This is a genomic window from Metabacillus litoralis (assembly GCF_007994985.1).
Taxonomy (GTDB): domain Bacteria; phylum Bacillota; class Bacilli; order Bacillales; family Bacillaceae; genus Metabacillus; species Metabacillus litoralis.
The window spans coordinates 66,137-78,632 of record NZ_VOQF01000007.1; the positions used below are offsets into that span (position 1 = coordinate 66,137).

The 12,496-nt window shown below is 33.5% G+C and carries 13 protein-coding genes; 2 read left to right on the plus strand and 11 right to left on the minus strand.

The window, feature by feature from the left end; translation table 11 throughout:
* Nucleotides 1–52: 52 nt before the first annotated feature.
* Nucleotides 53–775, plus strand: coding sequence for an RNA polymerase sporulation sigma factor SigK (gene sigK, locus FS935_RS13255; protein ID WP_146949096.1), 723 nt, complete (start codon nucleotides 53–55; stop codon nucleotides 773–775).
* 192 nt (nucleotides 776–967) lie between these two features.
* On the opposite strand, the gene FS935_RS13260 is transcribed toward sigK, so the two are convergent.
* The 3 genes from FS935_RS13260 to mtnN form a co-directional block, all read right to left on the minus strand.
* Nucleotides 968–1,114 (minus strand): YrzI family small protein, encoded by a 147-nt coding sequence (locus tag FS935_RS13260; RefSeq protein ID WP_146949097.1) that lies wholly within the window; start codon nucleotides 1,112–1,114, stop codon nucleotides 968–970.
* Nucleotides 1,115–1,666: 552 nt separating this feature from the next.
* Nucleotides 1,667–1,903 (minus strand): YrhC family protein, encoded by a 237-nt coding sequence (locus FS935_RS13265; protein WP_146949098.1) that lies wholly within the window; start codon nucleotides 1,901–1,903, stop codon nucleotides 1,667–1,669.
* A gap of 225 nt (nucleotides 1,904–2,128) precedes the next feature.
* Nucleotides 2,129–2,821 carry a 5'-methylthioadenosine/S-adenosylhomocysteine nucleosidase gene (mtnN, locus tag FS935_RS13270; RefSeq protein WP_146949099.1) on the minus strand — a complete coding sequence of 231 codons (693 nt, stop codon included), beginning with the start codon at nucleotides 2,819–2,821 and terminating at the stop codon, nucleotides 2,129–2,131.
* A gap of 202 nt (nucleotides 2,822–3,023) precedes the next feature.
* On the opposite strand from mtnN, the gene FS935_RS13275 reads away from it, so the two are divergent.
* The gene (locus FS935_RS13275) at nucleotides 3,024–3,233 is read left to right on the plus strand and encodes a DUF2536 family protein (RefSeq protein WP_146949100.1); all 210 of its coding nucleotides are present in this window, start codon (nucleotides 3,024–3,026) and stop codon (nucleotides 3,231–3,233) included.
* A gap of 416 nt (nucleotides 3,234–3,649) precedes the next feature.
* Here the strand turns inward: FS935_RS13275 and FS935_RS13280 are convergent, their stop codons facing one another.
* From FS935_RS13280 to mltG, 8 genes are all read right to left on the minus strand, one after another.
* A complete protein-coding gene (locus FS935_RS13280) occupies nucleotides 3,650–4,321 on the minus strand; it encodes a YrrS family protein (RefSeq protein WP_240050911.1) in 672 nt (223 codons plus the stop codon).
* Nucleotides 4,322–4,832: 511 nt separating this feature from the next.
* Nucleotides 4,833–6,578: a peptidoglycan D,D-transpeptidase FtsI family protein gene (locus FS935_RS13285; RefSeq protein ID WP_146949101.1), complete on the minus strand. Its 1,746-nt coding sequence runs from the start codon at nucleotides 6,576–6,578 to the stop codon at nucleotides 4,833–4,835.
* A 139-nt stretch (nucleotides 6,579–6,717) separates the two neighbouring features.
* The gene (gene greA / locus FS935_RS13290) at nucleotides 6,718–7,191 is read right to left on the minus strand and encodes a transcription elongation factor GreA (protein WP_146949102.1); all 474 of its coding nucleotides are present in this window, start codon (nucleotides 7,189–7,191) and stop codon (nucleotides 6,718–6,720) included.
* A 300-nt stretch (nucleotides 7,192–7,491) separates the two neighbouring features.
* A complete protein-coding gene (gene udk / locus FS935_RS13295) occupies nucleotides 7,492–8,127 on the minus strand; it encodes a uridine kinase (RefSeq protein ID WP_146949103.1) in 636 nt (211 codons plus the stop codon).
* 5 nt (nucleotides 8,128–8,132) lie between these two features.
* Entirely contained in the window at nucleotides 8,133–9,401 is a 1,269-nt protein-coding gene (locus tag FS935_RS13300; protein WP_146949104.1) for a peptidase U32 family protein, read from the minus strand.
* Between the two features lie 57 nt (nucleotides 9,402–9,458).
* Nucleotides 9,459–10,388 carry a peptidase U32 family protein gene (locus tag FS935_RS13305; RefSeq protein WP_146949105.1) on the minus strand — a complete coding sequence of 310 codons (930 nt, stop codon included), beginning with the start codon at nucleotides 10,386–10,388 and terminating at the stop codon, nucleotides 9,459–9,461.
* Nucleotides 10,389–10,401: 13 nt separating this feature from the next.
* Entirely contained in the window at nucleotides 10,402–11,052 is a 651-nt protein-coding gene (locus tag FS935_RS13310; protein ID WP_146949106.1) for an O-methyltransferase, read from the minus strand.
* 201 nt (nucleotides 11,053–11,253) lie between these two features.
* Complete coding sequence (gene mltG / locus FS935_RS13315; RefSeq protein WP_146949107.1) at nucleotides 11,254–12,378, minus strand: endolytic transglycosylase MltG; 1,125 nt, start codon at nucleotides 12,376–12,378, stop codon at nucleotides 11,254–11,256.
* Nucleotides 12,379–12,496 lie beyond the last annotated feature (118 nt).

Consider the following 12,496-nt stretch of genomic DNA (forward strand, 5'->3'; position numbering starts at 1 on the left):
ACACATAACTTATAGGCAATAGCCTACATAAAGTTTTAGTGGAGGTGGAGGTATGTCAGGGCTCATTACTGCACTAGGTTTTTTTGTAAAAGAATTAGTGTTCTTAGTATCTTATGTAAAAAATAATGCCTTCCCACAACCTTTGTCTGCAACAGACGAAAAGAAATATTTGCAGCGAATGTCAGAGGGAGATGAATATGCAAGAAACCTTTTGATTGAACATAATTTACGCCTCGTTGCTCATATTGTGAAGAAATTTGAAAACACAGGGGAAGACTCCGAAGATTTAATTTCAATCGGCACAATTGGATTGATAAAAGCGATAGAAAGCTATTCACAAGGAAAAGGCACTAAATTGGCAACATATGCTGCTCGATGTATTGAAAATGAAATCCTTATGCATTTACGAGCATTAAAAAAGACAAAAAAAGATGTTTCTTTGCATGATCCGATTGGTCAGGATAAAGAAGGAAACGAGATTAGCTTGATTGATGTCCTGAAATCTGAAAATGAAGACGTTATAGAAACAATACAACTTAATATGGAATTAGAAAAAGTAAAGGAATATATCGATATTTTAGATGGTAGAGAACGTGAAGTCATTGTTGGAAGATTTGGTTTAGATTTAAAAAAGGAAAAAACCCAACGTGAGATTGCAAAAGAACTTGGTATTTCAAGGAGCTATGTTTCACGGATTGAGAAACGAGCACTTATGAAAATGTTTCATGAGTTTTATCGAGCTGAAAAGGAGAAAAGAAATCGCAAAAAAGAATAATACACCTAAGTTAAAAGAGAAGGAGTATTTTATTCCTTCTCTTTTTCTTATCATTTTTATTTTAAGTTAAATGAAATGACGTAGCTTAATTAGCTAGGCAGTGTCCTTCTGAACAGTTAAATGTAGTAATAATTCGATTTTAATCATTTTCATCGCCTCCAAAAATTTTTATAAAATAAAAAAATAATGTACTTACATATTACGGAAAAGTTCGTATTCCTTTTCTCTTAATTGTTTCATTTTCTGTTGAACTTGCTCATTTTTCTCAAATTCTTGTTTTGATTGATTTCTTTTAGATACAGAAAAAGTTAATGTAATGAAAAATAAATTAATTGTCATGTGGTATCACCTCCTTAAAAGCATTTAACACATCTTTGGATGCATATACACAGGCTGCCAAATCTTTTTAAGAGGTTACTACTTCCTTCTTGTGAAGAATTCTTATTTCACTTCCCACTTAAACAATGTAAAAAGAATATAAAAATCGCCACAGGCAACCTGTGACGATATAAATATTCAATTATAGCGCACAAGTCTTTCCAATCAACCTGAGCGTACTTCCCGTCTGTTTAAGATACATATTACGAAAACATAAATTAAAGGGATTCACCGTTATGGTCGATTAAGAACATATTAAATTTGTTAAGCATTGTTTTAATTTTTGTACACTTGTTCATTTTCTTCGACCTCCCTAGTTTTCATTTTTATTTTACAATGGTAATTGTATCCATAATTACCATATCTGTAAATAGATTTTTTTAATTTTATAAAAGATTATATTTTCTGAACTTTCAAACGATATTTTAACTGAACTCGTCACTGGCAAAAAAAAATGCACCCCAATTGTTAGTTGTAACTAACAATTGGGGTGCATTTCATAATTTGAGTTATTTAAACATTTTCTTCTTGTGCATCTATTTGCTTTTTATATTTTAGAGAGAACTTAAAACAAACGAAGGAGCCTATTAAAAACAAAGCCGTCGTTAGCATTAATATCACGTCGTAGAATTCTTCTTTTCCTTGATCAGGTAAAATAACACCTATATATAAAAATACACTTGTAGCCAATAGTACAAACGCATAATTTTTAAAATCAATAACAAGTGCTTGTAAACTTTTTTTACTCATATTATCAATTCACCTACTTATTATGTCATAGATAAACAATAACATATTCTAGTAGATAACTAACCATGTAAATTTCACCATATCAATAATTAAGGCATAAATTCATTCATACTTATTGTAGAGCTATGTAAATGAATAACCAAAAAAACAGATGATGAAACAAGGGAAGTCTCCTCGTTTATCATCTGTTTTTAAGGGTTTGCTCATGTTACGTAAAATACACGATTAAATGGCTTCAACAATCTTCAAAACCAAATTAGCAGAATGCTTTGCAGCTTGATCTAGGAATTGATCAAAGGAAACATTAGATTCTTTGCCAGCAATGTCAGATAATGCTCTTATTACTACAAATGGAACATCAAATTGATGACAAACTTGAGCAATTGCTGCTGCTTCCATTTCACCTGCATAAAGATCCTTAAATTTACTACGAATAAATTCTACTTTTACAGGATCATTTAAAAATGAATCTCCAGTTACAATAAGACCTTTTGCGACTTGAATATCACTAATTTCTTCTGCTTTTGTTACAGCGATATCAACTAGCTTTTGATCTGGTACATATGCTGCTGGTAAACCTGGTACTTGACCATATTCATAACCAAACACTGTAACATCTACGTCATTATGTCTAACCTCAGTTGATATAACAACATCTCCAACGTTTAATGAAGAATGAAATCCACCGGCAGAGCCAGTGTTAAGAACATAATCTGGTTTATAGCGATCTAAAAGTAATGTTGTACTTAAAGCAGCATTAACTTTACCAATACCAGACTTTAATAACACTACTTCCACACCATTGTATGTGCCTTTTGTAAATTCACTATTTGCAATAACCTCTTGTTCTCGATTATCTAATTGATCTCTAAGAATTGTAACTTCTTCTTCCATTGCACCTATTATTGCGATTCTCAATGTCTTCAAATCCTTCCATTATGTATCTATCCAAAATAGTCATATGCTTATTACATCAACCATTCCGTCTTCAATTAGAAGTGTACATATTATACTCTTACAAAGCAAGACTCTGATTTTTATATCAGCATCTACACGGTATATCACTGTAAATCTTCTGAACTCTTTGGTATATTTATTTTTAGATTGATGGAGGTGGAGCATGAACTTTCAGTTAGATATTATAAAAGATAAAGTTGAGTTTTTTGAAGCATTTTCCATTCAAGAACTCGAGAAGAAGATAAATGATCAAATTCTACATAATCAGGCAATCTTGCTAACAGTACATTCAGTCACACACCAAATGTATATATCTGAGGAAGGCAAAAGACTGTACAGCGCTGTTGTTCATTTTAAGGCATCTAGTCAGTAACGTGGTAAGTGTTGTCCTCTACCTACAGACATGTTAATCTTGATAATATTTATAAGCATTAAAAAAAGAGGATGGGACATAAATTTTTAAGCTAATGAAAAACCCGAATTATTAGGTGATATGTAAATTAAACATTCGCCTAATAGTTCGGGTTTTTATTTGCAGTCATCAATGTTTTTTGATTTTGCATACTATTTTTAAGAACTAGTGTAATGGAGCGGAAGACATTTGACTCCTGCGGGTGCAGAGGAAAGGCTGAGACCCCACAGGTGCGCAGCTTACGAGGAGGCTTAGCTTCCTCCCCGGCGAATCTTATGTCTGCAGCGCAATGGAACGAACTTGTTTCTTTCAACTTAACTGGATTTAGGTTTATTCCTCTTTTTGAATGATTTCTTTAATTATGTCCCAGTCTCTTGTTAGTTCAGCTTTTCTATTTTAGTAGGTTTCCATCCATTATTTTCAACCCAAGTTATATAAACTTTATATTTCACTGATTTGTCTTTAGGAGAGATTGTTCCAGCTGCATCATTTGGTCCACCATTATTTCCGAGGAACCAAATAATCATATCTGATTCTGGAATTCCTGTTGCATAGCTAAGTGCTTTTGTCATTTCATTCCAATCTTGTGACCCTTTTGTATAGTTTGCTGAATGTGGTTCAGTTTGAGAAGTTCCAATAGGCGACCAAGCGGGATTTTCAATTGTTTCTGCAATCTCGGAACCAGGTTCTCCCTCAGTTATTGTTGCTTGCTCAAATGAATCCTCTTCAGTCTCTTCATCTTCTTTAGCTTCTTCCTCTATACCTTCATCTTCATTTAAGTCTTTATCTTCTGATTTATCATCATTTTCAGCTGTCTTTTCATTAGAATCATCTTGTTCTGCCTTATTTTCTTCACTAGCTAGCTTAATATCTGGTTGTTCATTATATTTTGCTGTTTTTTCAGCTCCGCTATCCCCAAAAATAAGCTGAGAGCCAATAACAAGAATAAGAACAAAAACGAGCCCAATTAATGTGTTTAATACAACATTCGTTTTTCTACGTTTATCCCTTTTTTCATAACGAGAGTTATTAATTTGATAATTACTCAATTTCCTACACTCCTTTGTCCCTCATACCTTCTGTCTAATTCTAGCATTAAGACCTTTTTCTATCTAGTCGTTTAACCTAAGCCATAAGTTTCATATTCTCTACACAAAATGTTTTTATAAGGCTCTTTTCTGAATGATTGTTGCTATGTAACCAAAATATGCAGTAGAAACAGTGTATTTTCGCATAAAGGCTACTTTTTTATGAAGAAAAGATGCCACTATACTTAATACAATGCTTATAAGCAACAAAGTTTGCGAAAAGAGCCTTTTATAAAGCTGATTTTGTAAAACCCTTTACTTTTGGTACCTAGGAAACAGCATTCATTTAGCTCCAGACATAAGAAAAGCTCTGGGAATACTCAAGTCTCATTAACTTCTGCTAGGGGGTTCTAGGACCTTTCCTAGTAGAATGGCAAGGAAGTCAAGAGCCTTAGACACTCCATTCCTTATAAATTCAAGAGCAAAAATTTATGTGAAAACAACTAAAAACACATTGTATACTATTCTTTATTTAAAATTTGGCTAGTTCTGCAACCATATCATAAAAAACAGCATTTGTTCCAGCGTTGGCACTAGTTGTATCCATCTCTACAACTACAAGTGCATACTTTGGATTATTAGATGGAAAAAAACCAGCAAACCACTTATGATAAAGTGTTTCACCTTCAATATTTTTCTTCCCGGTTTGTGCAGTTCCTGATTTTCCTGATACCTCAAAAGGAGAAGATTGAAACCTTCTACCTGTTCCTTCTGTATCAGTTACAACGAGCCTTAGTAATTCTTGAAGCCTTGATGCTGTATATGGTGAAATATTTTCTCCTTCTAGTTTGTTAGACGTAAATGAAAACATATTTGTTCCATTTTTATATAATATATTTTCTACGATGCGAACCTCATGTTTTTGTCCGCCTCTTGCAATTGTCGCCATCATATTTGCTACAGCCATTGGTGATAGCTTTACATCCTTTTGTCCTATAGCGGTTTGGTCAATTGCACGGGGTACATTTTTATCTGTTTCATCTCCCCATATACTTCCAGCCATTTCATCAGGAAATTGCTTAAATTGATCATAATGAAACACTTCTCCGCTCCAACCTATGTGACCAATTAATCCAAGTTTTCCTGCTATATCCTCAATCGCATTTTGGTCCTTTTTCAAAAGCTCTTTTGCTAATGTTGTAAAAGTATAGTTACAACTTTTCGCAAAGCTTCTTTCGAACGATAATAATCCATCATCCTGTCCCCCATCATCTTCTCCATAAAGATTTAAATTACAATTAAATTTTCGGTTCGCATCATCTAAACCATATTCAATTGCAGCAGCAGAAATGACAGTTTTAAAAACTGACCCCGGAAATAATGGTCGAATCATATGGTTTGTTAAGGTACTAGAATGAGATCGATCTAAATCTGGTTTACTCACCATTGCTAAAACCTCATTTGTTTGGATATCAAGAAGAACAAGCCCTCCATTCTCAACATTCTGATTTGTTAATATATCTTCTGCCACTTCTTGAATGTCTTTATCGATCGTAGTTTCTACTGTTACTGGATAGAAAGGATTAGAGTCAGCAATATACTTAACATTTACCCCAAAAAGCGGATTTCCGTCTCCATCAACATGATATAAGAGTTTAGTTTCTGCATCTGGTAATAAAAATTCATCAAATGTTTTTTCTAAGCCAGTCACACCAATTTTCGTTTTGTATGATAAATCACTGCGATCTGGGTATTTCTCACGTAATGTTTCTGCATTTTCTCCTGTTATCCCTATAATGTGGTCTGCAACAGATTCATCTATTGTTGTTTGTTGAAAAATACCAAATACACCTGGAATCTCTAGCTCATTTATTTCCTTTAAATCTTTATTAGTTAATTCCACACCATCTTTACTTGAAAGAACAATGGGCTCTTTTGTATTTTGAACAAGTCTTTCTAACTCTGTACTAGGCACATTCACTAAATTAGAGAGCTTATCACTTGACCAAGAAATATCTTTTAAAAAAGGAAACAGCACAAGTGATGGCTCTGCATCTTTTTTTAATGATACGTTATTTCGATCAACAAATCGTCCTCTTCCATCATCAATTAAAACTTCTTGTGTACGTTGATTAACACTCTCCTGAACAAGATTTATTCCCTTATCTGTAAATGACTCTGTGTTGATTAATTGTAAATCAGCTAATCGATATAAATAAAAAGAAAAACAGATAATGATAACAATTCCTAAAGTTAGAAACCTTCTTTTTGATATCATATTCCAACACCCCTCCTTGTAACTGTGTCCGTTGCGTACAAATGATCTGCTATATTCATACATGTTTCCAAGGTATTTTAAACCAATAAAAAACACCTCGTCATCATTTTCGACGAGGTGTTCATTATATAAACCTGTATTAGCTAATTTCTACGATTTTAACAAGCATTTCTCCGCCAGGTGTTTGAACAGTCACCTGATCTCCTACCTTGCGACCCATAAGACTTTTAGCAATAGGTGAGTCATTAGAGATTTTACCTTCGAACGGATCAGCTTCAGCACTACCAACGATTGTATACGTTTCTTTATCACCATTAGGTAATTCAGTAAAAGCAACTGTTCTTCCTAAAGCAACAATGCTTGTATCAGCTTCACCTTCAATAATCTTTGCATTTCGAATCATATTTTCTAGTGTTGTAACACGACCTTCAACAAAGGCTTGTTCCTCTTTAGCTGAATCGTATTCAGAGTTCTCAGAAAGATCTCCAAAGCTACGTGCAATTTTAATTCTTTCAACTACCTCTTTACGTTTAACCGTTTTCAAATATTCAAGCTCTTGCTCAAGCTTATCTTTACCTTCTCTTGTCATTGGAAAAACTTTATCTTGTGCCATGTTTGTTCCACTCCTTCTAGTAGACTGTCCATGTCGTACTGAGTCATTGTAATATTGCTAAATCTATGAAAACATACTATAGATTGCATACTACATATGTATAATCTAGGTGAAAATTCTTTTAGAAAAATGACTAAAAATTATTATGTCAGTAATTCAAATATATGGTGAACAAAATGTAGAACCCCAAATCTGATGATATGTAAAAAATCAGGGCATCAATGTGCCCTATTAAGATTTTCCATAAAAATTGTACTTATACATAATATGATCACAGTAGACTTTATCTATGCTATGTTATTACAAAATTGCCTTTAGTTCAAGAATTGTTTGAATTTTTGTGACCATTAAATCAACTGCAACATGATTATGCCCACCTTCTGGGATGATAATATCTGCATATCGTTTGGTCGGCTCGATAAATTGATTATGCATCGGTCTTACAACAGTTATATATTGTTCAATAACCGAATCAATCGAACGTCCACGCTCTTTAATATCCCGAAGGATTCTCCGTATGATTCTAAGATCCGCATCAGTATCCACATAAAGCTTAATATCCATTAAGTCACGCAAACGCTCGTCCTCTAAAATAAGGATACCTTCAAGAATTATAACATCCTTAGGCTCCACAACTATAACATCTTCAGATCTTGTATGCAATTTATAGTCATAAACTGGTTTTTCAATTGATTCATGACTTAGTAATGTTTTTAAATGATCTATTAGTAAATCATTGTCAAAAGCTAATGGATGGTCATAATTTGTATCTAATCTTTGCTCATAAGGCAGATGACTTTGATCTTTATAATAATAATCTTGTTCAAGCATCAAGATTGAATGACCTCTAAAATGCTCATATATTGCTTTCGTCACACTCGTTTTTCCCGAGCCAGAGCCTCCAGCTACACCGATTACAACCGGCTTCTTCGCCATAGTAGTTAGAACCCCTTTCGCATCATGTTGTTACTGAAGACAGGTTTATCTACTTTGAATTTTACAATTTGTAGTGGATGACGAGCTGCATCAAGCTCATTTCCATCTTCATCCCATATCTTCTCTATTGTTTGTGTAAAGTTCTTAATTTCTGGTCCGAAAAACTCGACTGTTTCACCCGGTTTAAAATGATTACGTTGTTGTAAAGTAATCATTTTTGTTTCTTGATCATAATCTAATACAAGACCAGCAAAATCATACACTGTTTTTTTACTATGATTACCAAACATCTGTTGTTGAAAACCAGGAACACTTTCAAAAAAGGCTGAAGCTGTTTCACGGTTTGCACATTTATCTAGTTCTTTAAGCCATTCAATATCAATTTTAAAATTGTCTGGATCTGCGCAGTAAGCATCAATTACTTTACGATATACGCTAACAACTGTTGCAATATAATGAATAGATTTCATTCGACCTTCGATTTTTAAGCTGTCGATTCCTAGCTCTATCATCTTAGGTATAGATTCAATTAAATTTAAATCTTTTGGGCTCATCGCAAAAGGTGCATCTTCTTTATCAAATAACTCAACTTCTTGATTATCCTCAAGTTTAAATAAGTCATAATCCCAGCGACATGATTGACAACAACCACCACGATTAGAATCACGTGCTGTCATATGGTTACTTAATGTACATCGACCAGAATAGGCAATACACATTGCTCCATGAACAAAAGCCTCAATTTCAATATCAACTTTTTCTTTCATTTCTTTAATTTCTTCAGCACTTGTTTCACGTGCCAATACAACACGCTCTAGCCCCTCTTCTTTCCAAAACTGAACTGCTTTCCAGTTTGATAGAGATTGCTGTGTACTTAAATGTACTTCAAGCTTAGGTGCAACTTTTCTACATGTTTCGATAATTAATGGATCAGCAACGATAATCCCTGTAACTCCTGCATCTTGAAGACCTATTAAATATTCATCTAAGCCTGTCATATTTTCATTATGAGCAAATATATTTGTTGTTACATAAATCTTCGCACCATATTTATTAGCAAATTGAACTCCTTCAGCCATTTCTTCTTGTGAGAAGTTGTCTGCATTAGATCTTAAACCATATTCACGTCCACCAATAAATACTGCATCAGCACCATAATGAACCGCAATTTTCAATTTTTCAAGGTTTCCGGCAGGTGCTAATAATTCAGGTTTTTTTGTAATTACACGCTTACCATCGACTATGCTCGATATTTTATCAACTACAGTTGTCATTTTTTCACTCCCTTTATGTTCAAAATGAAAGGCTTAACATTCAACCGATTCATTAAATTAATATACTGTTTCTTTAAAGAAGAATCCTGTATCTAACGGGCGATTTTTAGCCTGTAGATTTTCAATCTCATTTAAAAGGTCATCCTTAACCTCTTCATATTCATCACCATTCGAAACAAATAAATCTATTGCTTTACGATATTTTTTCGTAACTTCAACAATATAATCTGATGTTTGCAAAACACCATCAATTTTAAAAGAATCCACACCTGCTTCAATCATTTCACCAAGTTCATCTATAATACAAATATCGTTAGGGCTCATTATATGAGTTCCATTTGCATCTTCAAATATTGGATATTTATTATTTCTTTCTGGATCAAATAAAAACATCGTCTCTTTTGTATCAGGCTTTTCTATTTTTAATTTTTTTCCTTGGTACTCAAAATAGTTGCCTAATAATGATCGTTTTGATTGAAACATACATGTCATTCCATGTACTTGTACTTCTATTTCAACTTCTGCATGTTCTTTTGTCTCAACTACTGCATCCATGCTCAGCTCCCTAGCAAGCACAGCCCGTTGTGATCCTTTTCTTCCCCAATAATTACACGTGTGCCAGTTTGTTGCTGTTGTTTCTGTATTCCAATGTAGCTTCATCCGAGGAGCAGCATCCTTAGCCATCATAAGAACAGCTGGATCACCAAAAACAACTGCATCTGCTTTCACTTCACTTAGAAAACGTAAATATTCACCTAACTCATCAACTAATTCATTATGAAAAATTGCATTCATTGCAACATACACTTTTTTTCCATGCTGATGAGCAATGCCGATAGCATTCTTAATATCGTCCTTTGAAAAATCTCCAGCCAACCTAAGACCGAATTTTTGCTCACCAATTATAAATGCATCAGCACCTGCTTCAATTAAAGGTAAAAAGTCTTCGACCTTTTTAGGAGTCACTAATAATTCTGGCTTTTTCATTTTGTACACCTCTTTACACTTCTTTTCTTCTTGTAACTGCAAGACCATCACCTACGGGAATCATTGTTGATGTATAGCCTTCCTTTGAAAAAAGCATTTGATTATATTCATCAAGTTTTCTAACAAGAGTTCGTTGTCTTCTCGTTTTTAATTCTGAACGATCTCGAGCAACTGTACCCTTAAAAAGAACATTATCAGTATATATAATTCCATCTTTTGTTAACATTGGTTCATATAAATCAAAAAACTTACTATATTTTGCTTTTGTTGCATCAATAAAAAACGCATCAAATGGGCCATGCTTGCTAATATCATCTGATAATAATAGTGCATCACCTAAGAATAATTTAATACGATTCTCTAGTCCTAATTCTTTTATATGAAGTGCTGCTTGCTTATATCTAACTTCATCAAGCTCCACAGTAACAATGTGGGTATTGGGTAAAGATAAAGCCATCCTTATTGCTGAATAACCAATTGCTGTCCCGATTTCAAATATTTTCTTTGGCTGTTGCATTGTTAACAACAATAACAATACCTCTATACCTGATTTCTCCATTATTGGCACATCATGCTTTAAAGCAAACTCTTCAATTTGTTCCACGTATTGAGGACGTTCTGGAATCAAGCTTTCAACATACGTTAGCACATCTTCATTTAACATGATTGCCCTCCTGCTTATACAACTGCTGATGAACTTTGTCGAATAATCTATATTCTACCTAAAAAGAAGAGCCCCATATCCTGAGAACTCTTTTTGTATGATTATATCAAATAGTACAATCCAAATAACAACTCGATATATTTTACCACAACAACAAAGGGAATGCGAATAATAATTCACGTTCCCTTTGTTGAAATAATGTTAGTTATTAATTATATGTTCATTCTTTGCTTTGTTGTGTTCTTCTAGCGTTTTTGTGAAAATTACTTCCCCTTCTTTTGTTGCTAGGAAATATAAGAAATCTGTCGGTTCAGGGCTAAGTGCAGCAACAAAAGACATTTCACCAGCATTTGCAATAGGTCCAGGTGGAAGTCCAGTATTTTGATAAGTATTATATGGCGAATCCACTTCTAAATCTTTATATAACACTCTGTCCTTATGCTCACCTAATGCATATAAAACAGTTGGATCTGTTTGTAGCATCATATTCTTATCAATACGGTTATAAAAAACACTTGAGATCTTCTCACGATCTGATTTTTCAGTTGCTTCTTCCTCAATTAGAGATGCCATTGTTACAAAGTAATGAACACTCATATTTTTTTCTTGAAGTTGCGGAATATATTTTGCAACAACTTCACTCATTTTTGTGATCATCGGTTCTAGAATCTCTTCAATTGTAGGTTCTTCTTGATAATAAGGATATGTTGCAGGAAATAAGTAACCCTCGAGTGGATACTTAACATTTTCCTTGAATATATCATCAGTGAGCAAATCAGGGTATTCAGCTCTCATAGATTCGATGAAGCTTTTATCATTTAATTTATCAAAAATCTCATCTTCTGAATAGTTTGTATTGTTAGAAATAATTGATGCTATTTCTGTTAGTTGTCTTCCTTCTGGAATTGTCACTTGGAATACAACATCATCCATGACTTTCCCTTTTTTTATGCTAGCTATAATTTCTTGAAATGTCATTGATTTTTTCAGCTGGTAATCACCTGCTTGAAAACCAGATTCATTTTTAAATTTAATATAATATTTAAAAACACGATCGTCTTTTATAATATCATTTTCTTCTAGAATTTTTGATATTGACGAAACTGATGAACCAATTGGTATCGTCACATCAACAGGCGTTTGATCAGTTGGATCGACTGGCTCTAACGAAGATTTAATATAGAGATAGCCACCTCCGATTAATCCGGAAAAAACAATTAAAAGAATAATAAATACGGAAAGAACAATTCTCCGAACAACCTTTGCCTCATTATGTTTCTCTAATAACTTTTTTCGGAATGAATCTTTTTTTGGATTTTCAGACATGTGTATCCTCCTCTCACCACAACTATTATACTACAATGTTCATGATTATTCGGCAATATTTTTAACATGACATGTAAAATACGATTTGAAATTGCCCATTTTGATTACTTTGATAAAG

Coding starts and splice junctions, on each gene's coding strand:
- sigK (WP_146949096.1), top strand. CDS start 53: ATGTCAGGGCTCATTACTGCACTAGGTTTTTTTGTAAAAGAATTAGTG.
- FS935_RS13260 (WP_146949097.1), bottom strand. CDS start 1,114: ATGACAATTAATTTATTTTTCATTACATTAACTTTTTCTGTATCTAAA.
- FS935_RS13265 (WP_146949098.1), bottom strand. CDS start 1,903: ATGAGTAAAAAAAGTTTACAAGCACTTGTTATTGATTTTAAAAATTAT.
- FS935_RS13275 (WP_146949100.1), top strand. CDS start 3,024: ATGAACTTTCAGTTAGATATTATAAAAGATAAAGTTGAGTTTTTTGAA.
- FS935_RS13285 (WP_146949101.1), bottom strand. CDS start 6,578: ATGATATCAAAAAGAAGGTTTCTAACTTTAGGAATTGTTATCATTATC.
- greA (WP_146949102.1), bottom strand. CDS start 7,191: ATGGCACAAGATAAAGTTTTTCCAATGACAAGAGAAGGTAAAGATAAG.
- udk (WP_146949103.1), bottom strand. CDS start 8,127: ATGGCGAAGAAGCCGGTTGTAATCGGTGTAGCTGGAGGCTCTGGCTCG.
- FS935_RS13300 (WP_146949104.1), bottom strand. CDS start 9,401: ATGACAACTGTAGTTGATAAAATATCGAGCATAGTCGATGGTAAGCGT.
- FS935_RS13305 (WP_146949105.1), bottom strand. CDS start 10,388: ATGAAAAAGCCAGAATTATTAGTGACTCCTAAAAAGGTCGAAGACTTT.
- FS935_RS13310 (WP_146949106.1), bottom strand. CDS start 11,052: ATGTTAAATGAAGATGTGCTAACGTATGTTGAAAGCTTGATTCCAGAA.
- mltG (WP_146949107.1), bottom strand. CDS start 12,378: ATGTCTGAAAATCCAAAAAAAGATTCATTCCGAAAAAAGTTATTAGAG.